Here is a 19,659-nt window from a genome sequence, read left to right on the forward strand (position 1 = left end):
AACAATATTTTTACATGTAGGCAAAACGGTTATTTAATTGTAAAGTGAATTGATAAGACGATTTCTGCGCTCATGGCGAACTTTAAGACTTAAAATAAGTCGTTTGTTTCTACAAAATTTGTCGGCAACAATCTGTCTTAACTTTTTAAATTTTTTAAAAAGATATTAAATATTATATTTACGATTGTAAGGACCTGCAACTTGTAGCAACCTTACAATGAATGTTTAAAGCCTAATCATTATGCCGCTAATTGTGGCTGTTTTTACATGTAATAGATCTAACGGATGTTTTATCGGTCTCTATTATAATTTACATAGGGTTCATCCCATAAGCCGGTTTACCAGCAAATAAAATAGCGGCCAAATTATTAGAGCCCAACATGTCATTTTAAAATGCCAAACAAATGATTATAAATCTATTTCTACGCAAGAATAACTTTTTCAACCGTTTACTGTCGAGTTTATTGATACTTACATTAGCCATAAGTTTTAAACAATCAGCGGCACAATCAAAACACACTTTTGCCTTAGGTGATACCGATTTCCTGCTTGATGGCAAACCTCTGCAAATGATATCGGGCGAGATGCACTGTGCCCGTGTACCCCGCGAATACTGGCGAGACCGTATGAAGATGGCAAAAGCAATGGGGCTTAATACCATTGGCACTTATGTATTCTGGAATGCGCACGAAGCTCAAAAAGGGAAGTTTGACTTCAGCGGTAATAATGACATTGCCGAATTTGTAAGAGTAGCTCAGCAGGAAGGTCTGTGGGTAGTGCTCAGGCCCAGCCCCTATGCCTGCGCCGAGTGGGAGTTTGGCGGTTATCCCTGGTGGTTGCTTAAAGATAGCACCTTGAAAGTTAGGAGTAAAGACACCCGATTTATTTCCGCTTATACCAACTATATAAACAACCTGGCGAAGCAATTAGTGCCTCTGCAGGTAACCCATGGCGGCAATATCCTTATGATACAAATTGAGAATGAGTATGGATCATATAGCGACGATAAGAGCTACCTCGATTTGAACCGCAAAATTTTCCGCGATGCCGGTTTTGATGGTGTTTTATTTACCTGCGATGGGGCAGACCAGATGCCGAAAGGTTATTTACCGGGCTACCTGCCTGCTGTTAACGGTTTAGAAAACCCAGCCGAGGTAAAAGCACTTATTAACAAGTACCATAATGGTAAAGGGCCGTATTACGTTGCCGAATGGTACCCGGGCTGGTTTGATAACTGGGGTAAGAAGCACGCCCGTGTTCCGGCCGAAAGGGCTGCTCAAAAACTTGACGATATTTTAGCTGCGGGTATATCCATTAACATGTATATGTTTCACGGCGGTACTACTCGTGATTTTATGAATGGTGCAAACATGAACGTTAATGACCCTTATTCGCCGCAAGTGTCAAGTTACGATTATGATGCCCCGCTGGATGAAGCAGGAAATCCTACCCCTAAATATTACAAGTTCAGGGAGGTAATATCCAGGTATTTGCCCAAAGGACAAACTTTACCGCCTGTTCCGGCTAATAAAACAGCTAAGGCCATTAACAATATTAAGTTAAGCGCTTACGCCAATGTTTTTAGTTATTTGCCCAAGGCTGTTACAAATGAAAGAACTTTAACCTTCGAGGATCTTAACCAGGCTTACGGCTTTGTATTGTACCGCACAAAGGTATCGTCGAAGGGGATGTTAAAATTAAAAGACTTGCGCGATTATGCCATTATTTATTTAAATGGAAAGCAGATTGCAACGCTCGATAGGCGGTTAAAACAAGATTCGGTTATGCTTGCTAATGTACCGGCAAACGCCACGCTTGATATTTTAGTAGAAAATAACGGCCGTATTAACTATGGCCCGTACCTGGCCGATAATCGCCATGGTATTACGAAAATGGCCAGTCTTAACGGCAAGGAGTTACTTAACTGGAATATGTACCGTTTGCCTTTTACTAACCTCAGCACGTTTAAGTATGCGGCTAAGCCATTCACGGCAACTGCACCGGGTTTATACAAAGGCACTTTTACCTTAACCACAACGGCAGATACCTATTTGGATATGCGGTCTTTTGGTAAAGGCTTTGTGTTTTTAAACGGACACAATTTGGGTAAGTACTGGCAAATTGGTCCGCAGCAAACGCTCTACGTACCCGCAGGATGGCTCAAAAAGGGCAAAAATGAAGTAATCGTTTTTGATGAACTTAAAAATGGCCACCGCATCTTAAATGCCATTGATCATGCTATTCTTGACCAAAACATAACTAACTGATTTTTGCATAGCTGACCCATCTTATGAAAAGACCATTATTTAAAATGCAAATGCTATTACTTATAGCCGCACTTGTGGTATTTGGCGGCAGCCTTAAAGCACAGAATGCTGCATCACGCTTTCCGCTTATACCGTATCCCAAAAAACTGGTAGAGGGCAAAGGCTTGTTTGTAATAAATGCTCAAACCATTATACAGCTTCCGGCAAACGGCACATACAGCGCGGAAGCAGGTGCACTTAATGAGGTTTTACGTATGAACCTTACTATAAAAGCAGGTCCTCGTTCATCGGCAAAAAGTACGGTGATCCAGTTAGTGAATGACGCCGCCATAACCCGTACCGAGGGTTACCGTATGCAAATCACGCCAAAGCGTTTAACCATATCAGCTAATAGTGGTGTTGGCATTTTCAGAGCTATTCAAACAATCAGGCAATTATTGCCCGAAAGTTTAGAAGATAAACTTCAAATTGCTCCTAAACAGCTTTCTTTACAGGCTTTAATTATTGAAGATGAGCCTGGATATGACTGGCGAGGCATGCACCTGGATGTTTCTCGCCATTTTTTTTCAGTAGACTATTTAAAAAAATTTATCGATAGGTTAGCTCTCTATAAATTTAATAAGTTTCACCTGCATCTAACCGACGATCAGGGATGGCGCATTGAGATTAAGAAATATCCTAGACTTACACAGGAGGGAGCTTGGCGCACATTTAATAACCAGGATTCGGTTTGCATGGCGAGGGCAGCAGAAAACCCCGACTTCATAATAGATCCGCAGCATATAATTCAACGAAACGGTAAAACTTTGTACGGTGGCTTTTATACCCAGGCACAGATGAAAGACGTAGTTGCCTATGCACTGGCACGTAAAATTGACATCATTCCGGAAATAGATATGCCCGGCCATATGATGGCAGCTATAAACTCATACCCTTTTTTAACCTGCAATGGCGAAAATAACTGGGGGGAGCTTTTTACCAAACCTATTTGTCCGTGTAACGAGGCCACCTATGAATTTGCCCAGAATGTGTACGATGAAATTATGGAGATTTTTCCATCCAAATACATACACATAGGTGGAGATGAGGTAGATCGTACAGATTGGGGAAAATCTGAAGTTTGTAAAGCATTTATGCAACGCGAGGGCATTAAGGATTTGGCCGGTCTGCAAAGCTATTTTATTAACCGCATGGAAAAATATTTCAATTCCAAGGGTCGTAAGCTAATAGGGTGGGATGAGATATTAGAAGGTGGTATCAGCCCTACTGCGTTGGTAATGTACTGGCGTTCGTGGGTGCCTAAGGCTCCTATAGTGGCTGCAAAAAACGGCAACAAGGTCATCATGTCTCCGGGTAGTCCTTTATATTTTGATGCTAAATATGATAAGAATGCTGATTACAATGTTTACAAGTTCAACCCGGTCCCCAAAGGGTTAACCGATAAAGAGGCCGAAGGCATAATGGGTGCACAGGCAAATATATGGACTGAATATATACCCACCGAACAGCGTGCGGATTATATGTACATGCCCCGTATGACCGCCCTTGCCGAAGTACTATGGACCAACGACAAACAACGCGACTTTGATAACTATCGGAGCCGGTTAATGCAGCACTACAAGCGTTTAGATGAATTAAAGGTGAACTACCGCCTGCCGGACCTGCCCGACATGATTGATACCCGGGTATTTACCGACCAGGAAACTTTAAAAATTAATAAACCCATGGCAAATTTACTGTTGCGCTATACGGCCGATGGTAGTCAGCCTACAGCGACTTCAAATCTTCTTAACGACCTGGTTATTACAACTACCCAAAAAATCAAAGTAGCTGCATTTACCCCGGCTGGTCGCCGTGGCGATGTTTATGAAATCAACTATCAGCATCAGTCACTGGCTCCGGCAGCAACCGCAACTGCTTCTTATAACGGGTTGACGGCAACTTTGCATAAGGGACTGTTTAAACAAGTAAGCCGCATAAGTACTAAACCTGATAGTGTATTTTCTGTAAGCAGTATTGTTGTGCCGCAGAGCATTAAAGCGCCGGCGTTTGCTGTAAAGTATTCGGGTTATATTAACGTTCCTCAGGATGATATTTATACATTTTACCTTACTTGTGATGATGGTGGCGTGCTAACCGTTGCCAACCGTTTAACCGTTGACAATGATGGCTTGCATAGCGCTGTTGAAAAAAGCGGGCAAGTAGCGTTAAAAAAAGGTTTGCAGCGGTTTAAACTCGATTTTATTGAAGGCGGTGGAGGGTATACCTTAAAATTGCAGTATAGTGTTAAAGGACAAAAGGCACAGGATATACCAGAAAGTTGGTTCAAAAACTAAATAATGATACGAAAATCCATCATAACAGTTTTGTTGCTTGTTACTCATGTTTTGGCATTTGGTCAGGCTGCTCCCAAACCATACGGCGTATTGCCCTCAGCCCGGCAAATTGGCTGGCACGAAACCGAGATGTACTGCATCATTCATTACGGATTAGACACCTATACAGATAAAGAATGGGGGTATGGTAATGAAAGTCCCGAACTGTTAAATCCCTCAAAATTCAGCGCGTTGCAAATTGTAAATGCTGCTAAAAAGGGCGGCTTTAAAGGCGTAGTAGTAGTGGCCAAGCATCATGATGGTTTTTGCTTATGGCCCACCAAAACTACGTCACATAACATCAGCAAAAGCCCTTACCGGAAGGGGAAAGGCGATATGATTAAAGAGTATGAATTGGCTTGTAAAAAGCTGGGTATGAAATTAGGTTTGTACTGTTCGCCCTGGGACCGCAACAATGCCACTTATGGCAAGCCAGCTTACGTCGACATTTACCGTCAGCAATTGAAAGAGCTGTACGCCAACTACGGGCAGCTTTTCATGTCATGGCATGATGGTGCAAACGGCGGTGATGGGTATTACGGCGGTGCTAATGAAACACGTAAAATAGACCGTACTACTTATTATGGCTGGGACAGCACCTGGGCCATAACCCGCAAAATGCAGCCACTGGCCAATATATTCGGAGATGTTGGCCCGGATGTACGCTGGGTAGGTAACGAGGAAGGGCGCGCCGGAACCACGCATTGGGCAACTTATACTCCGCAGGCCCCTGATGAAGGCAAATTGCCTGCTAACGGGTACGTAAAGTATTGGGAGGGGGTAGAAGGCACGCGTAACGGTAAATACTGGATACCAGCTGAATGTGATGTGCCTTTAAGACCCGGATGGTTTTACCACAAAGCGCAAGACGGCCAAACTAAGTCGCCGTATTATTTGCTCAACCTGTATTATGAAAGTGTAGGCCGTGGCGCTAATTTGGATCTGGGTATATCACCCAATCATGATGGCGTGATAAGCAGCGAAGATGAGCAAATATTAGAGGAATTTGGTAAATTGCTAAAGCAAACGTTCGCCATTAATTTACTTAAAGGAGCCAAGCTTACCGCAAGTAATGTAAGGGGAGGTAATACAGCAAAGTATGGCACGCAAAATTTGTTAGATGGGAACCGTTACACTTACTGGGCAACCAATGATAATGTGACCAAACCTACGCTGGAGATTGATCTGCAAACTGCCAAAACTTTTAATGTAATACAGCTTCGTGAAAATATTAAGCTGGGCCAGCGTATCGAAAAAGTGGCCTTGGATATGGATGTTAATGGTGAATGGAAAGAAATAGCCGGAGCCACCAGTATAGGGGCTAACAGGCTTATCCGTTTAAGCAAAAACGTTACGGCCCGAAAATTAAGGCTTCGCATATTGCAATCGCCGGTATGTATTGCCATAAGCGAATTAGGTATCTACAAAGAGCCGGTTCATTTATCGGTTCCAATGATAACACGAAGTGGTAAAGGCTTGGTTACCTTAAGCACCGAAGCCCCGGTGAGTAGCATACATTATACTGTAGATGGAACAGCGCCAACGCCACAGTCGCCGGTGTATGACGAGCCTTTTGCGCTACCTGATGGTGGTGTAATTAAAGCCCGAAGTTTTGAGACAAAACAGCAATACAGCGAAATAGCTACACGTCAGTTCGGCCTTATTAAAACAGGTTGGAAAGCGCTTACATCAAGTACTGGTACAGGCACATCTCAGAAAGCAATTGATGATCATGAAGATACGTTTTGGAGTAGTACAGGGCCAGCCTCGGCTGTAACTAATTTGCCGCAAGATTTTGTGGTAGACATGGGCACAAGCCAACTCATTAAAGCATTCACTTATTTACCGCGTCAGGATAAAAAGGCAGACGGCATCATTGATAATTATAGTTACGCTGTTAGTACAGATGGCGTAAACTGGAAAGTGGCTGCCGAAGGTGAGTTTGCTAATATAAAATCTAACCCCATTGAACAAACAGTGCAGTTAAGCGCACCGGTAAGCGCCCGTTATTTTAAGCTAACCGGCAAACACGTGGTTAGTGGCAGCGGCATTACGATAGCTGAAATTGGGGTAAACATCAAATAATACAGCATGAACCAGTGGTATAAAATAGTTATAGCCTTAGTTCTCAATTGCAGCCTTGCACAGGCACAGCATAAAGCAGTAACGCAAGTGCCTAACTTAACTCAGTACGTAAATCCAATGATTGGTACAGGTTTTCATGGTCATGTGTTTGTTGGGGCTAATGTTCCTTTTGGAGCAGTGCAACTCGGGCCAACCAATATTGGTGAAGGGTGGGACTGGTCTTCAGGGTATCATTACTCTGATTCTACTATAGTAGGGTTCCAGCATACACATTTAAGCGGCACGGGCATAGGCGATTTAGGCGACATTTCCATCATGCCAATCACCGGGCCCATTAATGTATTTAAAGGCAGTCTTAAAAATAAAGCTGGTGGTTATTACTCATTGTTTTCTCACGAAGAAGAAGTGGTAAAACCCGGCTATTACAAGGTAAGGCTTAGCAAATACGACATCCAGGCGGAACTAACGGCCACAACCAGGGTTGGTTTTCATCAATATACGTTTCCAAAGTCGTCGCAGGCGCACATTATTATTGATTTGGGTGCAGGCATAGCCGATCATGCTACCGAAACTTACATTAAACAAGTAAATGCCACTACGGTTACCGGATACCGATTTTCAAAAGGATGGGCCAGTAAACAACGTATCTATTTTGCTGCTGTGTTTTCCAAAGCACCATCAGGGTTTGGCATTTATGAAGATACTACGCGTATTACAGGCATTCAGCACAAGGGTGTTAATGTAAAAGGCGTAGTAAGCTATGCCGTGCAACCTGGTGAGAAAATACTGGTTAAGGTAGGCATATCGCCGGTAAGCGCTGAAAATGCTTTACTTAACATTGATAGGGAGTTGCCCGACTGGAACTTTAAGCAAACAGTTAGCGCTGCTAATGAGGCCTGGAATAAACAATTACAAATTATCTTCATCAAAACCGATTCAGCAACGCAGCGGATTAAGTTTTACACCGCCATGTATCATAACTTAATGGCGCCTTCAGTATTTAACGATGTAAACGGGCAGTACCAGGGTACAGACGGCAAGTTACATACCGCACCATTTACCAACCTAACTACGTTTTCCTTATGGGATACCTACCGGGCAGCTAACCCGCTTTACACCCTTACCCAACCAAAGCAAGTTGGCCACATGATTAATTCAATGCTGGCTATATACCAGCAACAAGGAAAATTACCGGTATGGCACTTAATGGCTAACGAAACCAACACAATGGTAGGCAATAGTGCCATACCCGTTGTGGCAGATGCATTTTTAAAGGGCATAAAGAGCTTTGATAAAAACCTGGCCTACGAAGCTGTTAAGGCCACCGCCATGCGAAACGACAGGGGATTGAACTTTGTAAATACCTTAGGCTATATTCCGGCCGATAGTACTGTAGAATCCGTAGCGATGGGGCTGGAATATGCCATTGACGACTGGTGTATAGCGCAAATGGCCTTGAAGATGAATAGACCGTCTGACTACGCATATTTCAAAAAACGTAGCGCTTATTATCGTAATTACTTTAACAAGGAAACCAACTTTATGCAAGGGCGGGTTTCCAACACACAATGGCGCACTCCCTTTAGTCCGTTTGTTTCACGGCACATGAAGGATGATTACACGGAGGGAAACGCCTGGCAATATACATGGCTTGTGCCTCATGATGTAGAAGGCTTAACCGAATTGTTAGGTGGCCAAACAGCATTTAGCTCTAAACTCGATTTGTTCTTTTTAGCGAAAGGCGATATGGGTAAAGAAGTTTCGGGCGATATATCCGGACTAATTGGCCAGTATGCTCATGGTAACGAACCCAGCCATCACATTGCATATTTATATGCTTATGCAGGAAAACCCTGGAGAACAGCGAAACAGGTAAGGTACATACTCAACAAATTTTACACTACCAAACCCGACGGAATTATAGGTAATGAGGATGTGGGGCAAATGTCTGCCTGGTACATATTTTCAAGTTTAGGATTTTATCCGGCTAACCCTGCTAATGGAGCTTACGTTTTTGGCAGCCCTACGGTAAATGAGGCAGTTTTAAACTTGCCTGGCGGTAAGGTGTTCAACATTTCCGTAAAAAATAACAGCCCTGTCAATATCTACATACAAAAGGTTTTGCTTAATGGTGTACGCTACAATAAATCATACCTGCCGCATAAAACAATAGTTGCTGGTGGCAATATGGTTATAGTAATGGGCAGCAAACCTTCGCCAATATGGGGGGTAAACAAGCAAGACAGACCTGTATCAAGCAAAGTATATCAATAAGTCAGCTATCAAGTAAAGATGTTAAAAACGGTAACACATAATATGAACCTAACACAATTAAAAGCTTGCAAAGGCAGGATAATTATAGTTTACTTGATAACGCTTGTGGCTTTTTTGGGGAGTAGTTTATCTTTTGCCCAAAACCGGTACGAACTTAATAGCGGGTGGAAATGTAATCCGGTTGGCAAAGTTACTGAAACGGGTAATATGATATCATCGGCCACTTATTCGTTGGCTGGTTGGCAGCCTGCCGTAGTACCTGGAACGGTGCTAACCACTATGCTGGCCAACAAACAAATACCTGACCCTTTTTGGGGAATGAACAACAAGAAAATCCCGGATATTTACAGCACAGGCGCTCAATACTATACTTATTGGTTTGTAAAGGATTTTAAGGAACAACAGCCCTCAGGCAAGCAGCAGGTTTGGCTAACCTTTAGGGGTATTAATTACAGCTGTGACATATATCTAAATGGCAAAAAAGTAAATGCTACACCCTTTAAAGGGATGTTTCTGCGTAAATCTTTCAATGTAACCAGCTTGCTTTCGGCCAATGGCAATAATCGTTTAGCAGTAATAGTTTATCCTGCCGATGTACCCGGCAATCCTAACGGCGGGCAAGGAGGCGATGGAACTATAGCCCGGAATGTGTCGCACCAGTACACGGCCGGCTGGGATTGGATAAGGCCCATTGCAGATCGTAATACAGGTATATGGGATAAAGTTTACATCGAAAAAACAGGAGTTGTAAATTTGAAGGACCCACATGTTGTCACTTTGGTAAAAGGTAAAAGACTACCCGACGGACCACAGCAACCTGCCTTGATCCAGGTGTCGGCATCACTTCAAAATACCTCGTCCAAAAAAGTAGAAGGTGTGTTGCAATATTCAATAGATGGCAAAATGGTGTCCAAACAGGTAAGCATTGCGCCTAATACCCAGGCTGATGTGGAACTGCCTGTATTTAAGCTTAATAATCCGCATTTGTGGTGGCCCGCAGGTTATGGTAAACAAGAACAATATACTATTAACCTGCAATTCGTTGAAAAGGGGAGTATGGCATCGGATGCAGAAAAGATAACTTTTGGTATACGCGAGATACAAGCCGAATGGAATCCGCTTACTATGAGTAAGCAAGTTTTGGTAAACGGTCAAAAAATATTCATCAAAGGCGGCAACTGGATCATCTCAGATGCCATGCTCCGGTTCTCTGAAAAACGCTATGATGCCGAGATCAGGTTCCATCGGGATATGAACCTCAACTTACTGAGGATATGGGGCGGTGCATTGGTGGAGCGCCCTGAGTTTTACGAAGCCTGCGACCGCTATGGACTGCTGGTAATGCAGGATTTTTGGATGTCGGGCGATTGCAATGGCCGTTGGGTTGACCCTATGAAACTTGAAGACCAGTGGACGCGCCGGCAATATCCGGATGATCATCATTTGTTCCTCGAGTCGGCTGCGGATATGATAAAAATGGTGCGTAACCATCCTTCACTGGCTATATGGTGCGGTGGAAATGAAATCACACCGCCCGGAGACATTCTAACCCCTTTGCGCGATTCAATACTGCCCAAACTTGATGGTACACGCTGGTTCATTGAGTTTTCCAACTCCGACGAAATGTCGTACAATAGCATTGGTGGCAACGGCGATGGTCCGTATACCATACAACCTATTAGTACATTTTGGGAAAAAAGAACCTTTCCTTTTAATTCCGAAGTTGGTTCGGTAGGCGTGGGTGACTACGAATCCTTAGAACGCTTTATACCGAAGGAAAACATGCGGGTACCGGTTCCACGCCCCGGCCAAAATCCTAACGAAGACGCTGATTCTGTATGGACGTATCATACCTATACAGGCGTAGGGTATGAGCAAATGCTTGAACCCTACGGAAAACCGGCAGATATAGAGGATTTTACGCGCAAGGCTCAGCTGGTTAACTATGATCAGTATCGCGGATTGATAGAGGGCTTTAGCTCCCACATGTGGGATTGGTATACGGGTGTGATCATATGGAAAACCCAGAACCCGTGGACGGCCATGCGCGGGCAGATGTATGATTATTACCTGGACCCAAATGCTTGCTTATACGGGTTAAAAACCGGCAGTAAGCCTTTAAACGCAATGTGCAACCCGGTTGATGGTATGGTAATGATTGCCAACAACGATTTTAAGCCGCGCCGTAACATAATGCTTGTTATTAAAACATATGATATTACGGGTAAAGAAAAGCTGTTTACAAGCATATTTGCCTATGTGGGGCCAAGCAGCGTTCAAAAGATCTCGTCGGTAAAAAAAGAAATAGAAGTAATGGCGAAAAATCATGGCGGCTTTTTGCACCTCGAGCTGTTTGATGAGAACCAAAAATCAATAGGTGAAAATTTATACTGGTTCCCTGATGATAAAGGCATGTACTCGGGCCTTAATATGATGAAAAAGATAACGCCGCAGGTAACTGCTCGTCAAGTGCAAAAAGGAAAAATTGAGGTAACGATGAGCAATGTGGCAGGTAATCCCGTTGCGTTCTTTAACCGTTTGTCTTTACTTGATCCCAAAACGGGTAAACGGCTGCTTCCGGTATTTTACAGTGATAATTATGTATCAGTATTACCGGGCAAAAACAAAATAGTTACTATAGATTACACACCCGAAACAGGTGCAACTTTACCGACGCTTTCAGTGAAGGGCTGGAACGTAGATGAGCAAAAAATCACTATTAAATAAACGTACATGAGAAAAATAGTTTATTTATGGCTCACGCTTCTTATTGCTGTTAACGTACAGGCTCAAAATAAGCCGTTATATAAAAATGCTACTGCGCCCGTGAACCGACGGGTAGCCGATTTATTAAACCGCATGACACTTGAAGAAAAGGTTGGTCAGCTATCGGTGCTTTTAGGTTGGGAGATGTATGAGAAGAATGGCAACCAGGTTACGGTAAGCGCAGTGTTTAAAAAAGCTTTAAAAGAGCAGTATACTGGCATGCTTTGGGCTACGCTGCGTGCCGACCCTTGGACAAAAAAAACACTCTTAAACGGACTTAACCCCGAGCTTGCCGCACGTGCTACCAACGCGATTCAGAAATATGCAATAGAAAACACACGTTTAGGCATCCCTGTTTTTATTGCGGAAGAGTGCCCACATGGACATATGGCCATAGGGACTACCGTTTTTCCGACTGCTATAGGCCAAAGCAGCACCTGGAATCCTGCTCTTATACAAAATATGGCAACTGTTATTGCTAAAGAAGCGCGTTTACAAGGCACACATATAGGCTATGGGCCCATACTTGATCTGGCACGCGAGCCTCGCTGGTCGCGCTTAGAAGAAACTTATGGCGAAGATGCCGTTCTGAATAGTGCCATGGGGCAGGCTGTGGTTAAAGGTTTTCAGGGAAATAGCCTGTCGTCGGGTATAAATGTAATTGCTACCCTCAAACATTTTACGGCTTACGGGGTACCCGAGGGAGGGCATAACGGCAGCAGTGTAAGCATAGGTAACAGGGAGCTGCACCAATCGTTCTTGCCGCCCTTCAAGGCCGCCGTAAAAGCTGGAGCATTATCAGTAATGACGGCTTATAATTCTATTGATGGGGTGCCTTGCTCGGCTAACCCGGTGCTTCTTAAAGATGTGCTACGCACCGATTGGGGATTTAACGGTTTTGTTGTGTCTGACTTGGGAAGTATAAGCGGGCTTGAAACTAATCATAAAGTAGCGGCAAGTGCCGAAGCTGCCGCAGCATTGGCCATAAACTCGGGCCTTGATGCTGATTTGAGTGGTTATGGTTATGGGCCTGCTCTTATAAAAGCAGCTAAAGCAGGTAGCGTAGCTACAGCAGTAATTGATACAGCTGTGGCCCGCATACTAAAACTTAAGTTTGAAATGGGCTTGTTCGAAAAGCCTTATGTGGATGTAGCCCTAGCAAAAAATGGAGTTAAGACGGCTAAAAATATCCAGTTAGCAAGACAGGTTGCACACGAGTCTATTATTTTGCTTAAAAATGATAGGGGTACGCTGCCGCTTAAACGAACATTGAAGAGCATTGCCGTAATAGGTCCTAATGCAGATAATATGTATAACCAATTGGGTGACTATACGGCTCCGCAGGATGAAGCAAGTGTAATTACCGTTGTTCAAGGGCTGCGAGCCAAGTTGCCGACCACAACAAATATTAGCTATGTAAAAGGATGTTCTGTTAGGGATACTTCTTTTAATGAAATAGCAAAAGCGGTTGAGGTAGCCAGGAAATCTGAGATAGCTATTGTAGTATTAGGCGGATCGAGCGCACGTGACTTTAAAACCAAGTATGAAAGCACTGGCGCAGCGCAGGTAACTGCAAACACCATAAGTGATATGGAAAGCGGTGAAGGCTTTGATAGATCTACCCTTGACCTAATGGGTAAGCAGCTAAAGCTTTTACAAGAAATAGTTAAAACCGGTACGCCTGTGGTTTTGGTACTGATAGAAGGCAGGCCGCTTGATATAAACTGGCCGGCCGAACATGTTCCGGCTATTATTAACGCATGGTACCCGGGCATGCAAGGTGGCAATGCTATTGCAGATGTGCTTTTTGGCGATTACAACCCTGCCGGGCGATTGCCTGTTTCGGTACCTAAATCTGTTGGGCAGCTCCCTGTTTATTATAACTACAAAAAGCCCAGCCCGCATAACTATATCGAAACTGATTCTAAACCACTATATCCTTTTGGTTATGGCTTAAGCTATGCAAAATTTGACTATAGTAACCTTTTGATTAGTAAAATACAAGGTGCATCAGGTTCTTCTATCAGTGTAAAATTCAATATCAAAAACGTAAGCAATCGTGAGGGGGACGAGGTTGTACAGTTGTATCTGACCGACGACGTTAGCTCCGTAGTAACCGCCAACAAGCAGCTTAAAAAGTTTAGTCGTATACACCTGAAAGCTTATGAAGATAAATCTGTTGAATTTTTACTCAACGAGGAAGACCTGCAAATACTCGATATGAATATGAAATGGGTAGTTGAGCCGGGCAGCTTTTCGGTAATGGTTGGCGCCTCATCGGCCGATGTGAAACTAACCGGAAGTTTCAGTATTGGCGATGGTAAGAAATAACACTGTGTTTTTGAGTATAATTTTGTTACATAATAATATTATCTGTATATAACTTAGAAGTTAATTTTACATAAATTCGTTGGAGCTATTTATGAGCCAATTCAATAAACTCAGCGATTATAATCTGATATCCTTGTTAAGAGAGGATGATGATGCTGCGTTTAAGGAAATTTATGATCGTTATAATAGCCTGCTGTATATTTATGCCTATCGCAAATTGCGCGATAAAGAAGAAGCACGTGACGTCGTGCAGGAGGTTTTTACAACTTTATGGACAAACCGCTGCTCTTTAATTATCCAAACCACATTATCCGGCTATTTGTACCGGGCTGTGCTGAATAAAGTGCTCAACATATTCAGACATAAAGGCTTTTGTGATGCTTACGCCGATCAGTTGCAAAGTATGATGAGTGCAAACTCTACTACTGACTACCTCATTAGGGAAAAGGAAATTGCAGGGCTTATTGAAAAAGAAATTACTTCGATGCCTCCCCGTATGCGCGAAGTATTTGAACTCCGCAGGAAAGAGTTCTTGACTAATAAGGAAATTGCCGATCGGTTAAGCATATCAGAGCATACCGTATCCACGCAAATGAAAAAAGCCCTCCGGGTTTTAAGAGTGCGTTTTGGTGTTGTATCGGCATTCTTATATCTCATTTTCGGTTAACAGATTCGCTTCAGAATCGGTTTATACATCCGCATCTTAACATATAGATTTTTTAAAATAATTATTTTGATAGCGCATACCCAATGCGCTTAAGTCGCGTGTCTTATACATAACTTCAATAATATAATAAGGCTAAGCTAAGTAATCTTTGCCGTTCAGCCTTTTCATGAAGTGAACTACATCTAATGGAAAACAAAGATTTCAAAGACTTATTAAAAAAGTTCAAAGAAGGGACTTGCACTGATGAAGAAAAGGCAATGATAGCCTATTGGGTTCATCATCTTAATCAACAGGGAGATTCTGGACTTTCGGAACAGGACATGATGGAAGCGCACGATCAAATGTGGGATAATATCAAACCTGTTAAAAAACTAACCCGGCGTTTTTATTGGCCCGCTGCAGCAGCTGTACTGGCATTCGCAATGTTGGGTTTGGCAGCTCACTTTTTGTTGAATAATGTAGCTAATAAGGCAAGCAACGCAAACAAAGTGACCGTTACCAGCAAAATTAAACCAGGTGGCAATAACGCAGTTTTAATACTTGCCAACGGAACACAAATCATATTAAATCAGGCATCGAATGGTCAAATCGCCCACCAGGCTGGGATACGTATCAGCAAACAGGCCGATGGGCAGCTTATTTATTCTGTAGCCGGCAATTTTACCCAGGCAGATAGCAGCGAATTAGCCTATAATACACTGCAAACCCCGCGAGGCGGCCAATACCAAATTAATTTACCCGATGGGAGTAAGGTTTGGCTAAATGCAGCCTCGTCATTGCGTTTCCCTCTCCGGTTCAACACAAAACAACGCATGGTAGAATTATCGGGCGAGGGGTATTTTGAAGTTGCGCACGTAAATGCGCCGGGTGGTAAAAGGTTGCCGTTTACGGTAAAAACCATTTCGCCTGTAGCCGGCCAAAATGGGCAGTTGGTAGAAGTATTAGGCACCCACTTTAACGTTAACGCTTATGATGATGAAAGCGTTGTAAAGACAACGTTGTTAGAGGGGAGCGTCCGCGTAAGGCAGTTGAGTTCCAATCAGCAAGCTAATGCCAGTTATGCTATGCTAAAACCCGGAGAGCAGTCTGTTTTAAGTAACGGAGGGTTCACGGTAGTGCCTACTGATACAGAAGCCGCCGTAGCCTGGAAAAACGGATACTTCCGGTTCAATGACGAAAGCTTGGAGAGCATTATGCGTAAAGTATCAAAATGGTATGATATAGACGTGGCTTATCAGAATGAAGCGCTTAAAAAGAAATTATTTGCAGGCGTAACCACTCGTTTTGCAAACGTAACCGAACTACTAAAAATGCTTGAGCTTACCGGCGAAGTTAAATTTAAAATTGAAGGCCGGAAAATACAAGCCTTCGATAAAAAGAACTAATACTGATTAACCAATTAACTTAAACCAAAACAGAAAACTTATGAAAGACTCAACCTAAAGCTTGAAATCTCTATGAGTATATACTTCAATCATAAGTGCTATACAAAACACCCGAGAGGAGGACTGTACTCAATTTTCTTTTGAAATAACGTATTAATATTAAAAATAGACATAAATGCATAAAGTTTTTACTAATTCTTTTTGTAATTCACCGGCAGTTACTGGCCAGCGCTTCGTAATCACAAAAATTATTACGGTATTAATGTTTGCAACATTAATGCAGGTTAGAGCAGCCGGATTTGCTCAGCAAGTATCCATTAACCAGAAGAACATCACTTTAAAACAGGTTTTTAACGAGATAAATAAACAGACCGGCTATAACATCCTGTGGTCATCCAAAAACATAAGGAATGACAAGGTAATAGATGTGGATTTGAACAAGGCTACTATACAGCAAGCCTTAACAGAATGCTTAAAAGGTTCTCAGCTTACTTATACAATCGATAACAAAACCATTGTAATAAGAGAAAGTGAGACAACGGTTAAAAGCGAAGTGGCCAAACCTATCAAAGGAAAGATTACCGATGACAAGGGCGAGCCATTAGTTGGCGCTACCATTAAAGTAAAAGGTTCATCTAAAGGTTCGGTAACCGATGCAACGGGCTCGTTTACGCTCGATGCTTCAGCCGGTGATGTACTTGTTGTATCTTACCTAGGTTACACTACAGAAGAGGTTACTGTTGGCAATCAAGCTGTTCTTTCCATTGTGTTAAAAGAAGCGCAAAACGAGCTTACTAGGGTGGTTGTTACTGCATTGGGTATAAAAAAGCAGGCACGCAGCCTTTCATACAATGTACAGGAAATCAATGGCGAAGAGGTTAACCGTGTTAAGGACGTTAACTTTGTAAATGCGCTGGCAGGTAAAGTGGCAGGTGCTACAATTAATAGCAGTTCGGCCGGTCCGGGCGGCAGTACAAGGGTAGTACTTCGCGGAACCAAATCAATCAGTAACAATAATAACGCCTTGTATGTGGTTGATGGTATTCCAATGCCTTCGCTGTCAAGCGGGCAGCCGGGCGATGTGTTTTCGGGTGCTGGTCAAACCGGCGATGCTATATCTAACATCAACCCCGAGGATATTGAATCGGTTTCGGTTCTAACAGGTCCATCTGCCGCCGCTTTGTATGGTAACCGTGGAGCTAATGGTGTAATTGTAATCACCACTAAAAGGGGTACAAAAGGAAGCTTTTCTGCAACGGTATCTAATAACACCACTTTTACATCGCCGTTTGTAATGCCCCGCTTTCAGAACACTTATGGTTCTGAGGTCGGCAGCTTTTCAAGCTGGGGGGAAAAATTGAGCACGCCAACTTCTTACCAACCCAAAGATTTTTTCCAGACAGGAGTTAACACCACTACGGCGCTTAGCATATCAACCGGTACCGAAAAAAGCCAAACTTATTTCTCGGCAGCAGCAGTTAATGCTAATGGTATTATCCACAACAACGACCTTGAGCGTTACAACTTTTCATTCCGCAACACTACCAAATTTTTGAATGATAAGCTTAACCTTGACGTAAGTGCCATGTACGTGAAGCTTAAAGAGCAAAATATGCTTGCACAAGGGCAATATTTTAATCCGCTTATTCCTATCTATTTATTTCCTCGTGGCGATGATATCCGTAAATACCAGGCATTTGAACGTTACAATCCAACCCGTAACTTCAAAACACAGTTCTGGCCATTCGGCGATCAGGGTTTCCAGATGCAAAACCCATATTGGATAACCGAACGCGATTTGTTTGAAAACAACAAAGACAGGTACATGCTTACCGCTAATTTGCAGTACAACATTAACAGCTGGATGAACATTACTGGTCGTGTAAAAATGGACCAAAATACTTCGATAAATGAACGGAAGTATTATGCCTCAACTGCGGGTTTGTTTGCCAGTGATGCAGGTGCATATTACCGTTATAACTACAACACGCGTCAAACTTATGCTGACCTGTTGCTGAATATCAATAAAACGGTTAAAGATTTTTCTATATCGGCTAACGTTGGTGCCAGTTTAACAGATGACGTATACGATGAAACATCATTTGGTGGTAATCTGCAGGGTGTGCCTAATCTTTTCACTTATGGAAACGTTAATCTTTCGAATGCAAGGCCGTTACAAACCGGTTACCACGAACAATTGCAGGCTGCATTTGCAACAGCACAAGTTGGCTACAAAAGCAAGGTTTATTTAGATTTAACAGGCCGTACCGATTGGGCATCACCTTTAGCTTATACCAGTACTAAGGCAATCTTTTATCCGTCCGTAGGTTTGTCGGGTGTAATGACTGATATATTTGACATCAAGTCAAATGTGCTTTCATTTTTAAAGGCACGGGTTTCTTATAGCGAGGTGGGCAATCCGCCAACCAGGTTTCTTTCAAACCCAACCTATCCTTTAACAAACGGATACCCGCAAACCACTACTTATTTGGCGGCGTCCAATCTTACTCCAGAAAGAACCAAATCATATGAGGCTGGTTTAAATTTCGTATTCTGGAACAACAAGGTTAAATTAGACGTTACCGCCTACAGCTCATCTACCTATAACCAGTTATTTAACCCCTCGCTTTCACCAAGTTCGGGCTACAGCAGCTTTTATGTGAACGCAGGCCGCATAGATAACAAAGGTATCGAAGTAACTGCTTCATTGAACCAAAAGCTTGGTCCGGTTAAATGGACCTCAAACCTGGTATACTCACTAAACCGTAATAAGATCAAACAATTATTGCCGGCCTACCAAAATCAGGCAACCGGCGAGACAGTTTCTATTGATAGTTTAGATATGGGTGGCACCACCAGCTACAAAATGATACTGGTTAAGGGCGGCTCAATGGGCGATGTATATGTAAACACCCTTAAAACGGATGAGCACGGTTATATTTATGTAAACTCGTCATCTCAAACCGTAGCTACTGATCAAAATCGGTATGTAAAGGCAGGTAACGCCAATCCAAGGTTTAACCTGGGCTGGCGCAACGGCTTTAACTACAAGGGTGTAGACGTGAGCTTTTTGGTTACCGCGCGAATTGGCGGTGTAGGTGTTTCGGTAACCCAGGCAGTTATGGATGCCTACGGTGTGTCTGAAACTTCTGCTTTAGCCCGCGACAATGGTGGAGCTGTTGTGAATGGTTATAAAATTCCGGCACAGCCTTACTACCAAACCATTGGCGGCGGTACATCTGGTGTGGGTTCCATGTACGTGTATAGTGCAACCAACGTTCGGTTAGGCGAAGCATCGGTAGGCTACACCATTCCATTAGGCAAATATGCAAAATGGGTTAAAGGCTTAAACGTTTCGGTTATTGGACGTAACTTGTTTATGTTCTACAACAAAGCACCGTACGATCCGGAAAACACCGCCAATACAGGCACCTACTACCAGGGTATAGATTATTTTATGCAGCCAAGCTTACGCAGTTTGGGTTTTTCGGCAAGGCTGCAGTTTTAAT

The 19,659-nt window shown here is 43.0% G+C and carries 9 protein-coding genes; all 9 read left to right on the plus strand.

Going from position 1 to position 19,659, the window contains the following annotated elements; genetic code table 11:
* Positions 1-404 precede the first annotated feature (404 nt).
* The 9 genes from ABDD94_RS10170 to ABDD94_RS10210 all read left to right on the plus strand — a co-directional run bounded on the left by ABDD94_RS10170 (position 405) and on the right by ABDD94_RS10210 (position 19,658).
* The gene (locus ABDD94_RS10170) at positions 405-2,267 is read left to right on the plus strand and encodes a beta-galactosidase (protein WP_345955767.1); all 1,863 of its coding nucleotides are present in this window, start codon (positions 405-407) and stop codon (positions 2,265-2,267) included.
* Between the two features lie 23 nt (positions 2,268-2,290).
* Complete coding sequence (locus ABDD94_RS10175; protein ID WP_345955768.1) at positions 2,291-4,603, plus strand: family 20 glycosylhydrolase; 2,313 nt, start codon at positions 2,291-2,293, stop codon at positions 4,601-4,603.
* 3 nt (positions 4,604-4,606) lie between these two features.
* Positions 4,607-6,727: a discoidin domain-containing protein gene (locus ABDD94_RS10180; protein ID WP_345955769.1), complete on the plus strand. Its 2,121-nt coding sequence runs from the start codon at positions 4,607-4,609 to the stop codon at positions 6,725-6,727.
* Between the two features lie 6 nt (positions 6,728-6,733).
* A complete protein-coding gene (locus ABDD94_RS10185; protein ID WP_345955770.1) occupies positions 6,734-9,001 on the plus strand; it encodes a GH92 family glycosyl hydrolase in 2,268 nt (755 codons plus the stop codon).
* 42 nt (positions 9,002-9,043) lie between these two features.
* Entirely contained in the window at positions 9,044-11,728 is a 2,685-nt protein-coding gene (locus tag ABDD94_RS10190) for a glycoside hydrolase family 2 TIM barrel-domain containing protein (RefSeq protein ID WP_345955771.1), read from the plus strand.
* 6 nt (positions 11,729-11,734) lie between these two features.
* A complete protein-coding gene (locus ABDD94_RS10195) occupies positions 11,735-14,098 on the plus strand; it encodes a glycoside hydrolase family 3 N-terminal domain-containing protein (RefSeq protein WP_345955772.1) in 2,364 nt (787 codons plus the stop codon).
* 91 nt (positions 14,099-14,189) lie between these two features.
* Positions 14,190-14,765 carry an RNA polymerase sigma-70 factor gene (locus tag ABDD94_RS10200; protein WP_345955773.1) on the plus strand — a complete coding sequence of 192 codons (576 nt, stop codon included), beginning with the start codon at positions 14,190-14,192 and terminating at the stop codon, positions 14,763-14,765.
* 185 nt (positions 14,766-14,950) lie between these two features.
* A complete protein-coding gene (locus ABDD94_RS10205) occupies positions 14,951-16,150 on the plus strand; it encodes a FecR domain-containing protein (protein WP_345955774.1) in 1,200 nt (399 codons plus the stop codon).
* A gap of 262 nt (positions 16,151-16,412) precedes the next feature.
* Positions 16,413-19,658: a SusC/RagA family TonB-linked outer membrane protein gene (locus ABDD94_RS10210; RefSeq protein WP_345955775.1), complete on the plus strand. Its 3,246-nt coding sequence runs from the start codon at positions 16,413-16,415 to the stop codon at positions 19,656-19,658.
* Position 19,659 lies beyond the last annotated feature (1 nt).

This window comes from Mucilaginibacter sp. PAMB04168, from assembly GCF_039634365.2.
Taxonomy (GTDB): Bacteria; Bacteroidota; Bacteroidia; order Sphingobacteriales; family Sphingobacteriaceae; genus Mucilaginibacter.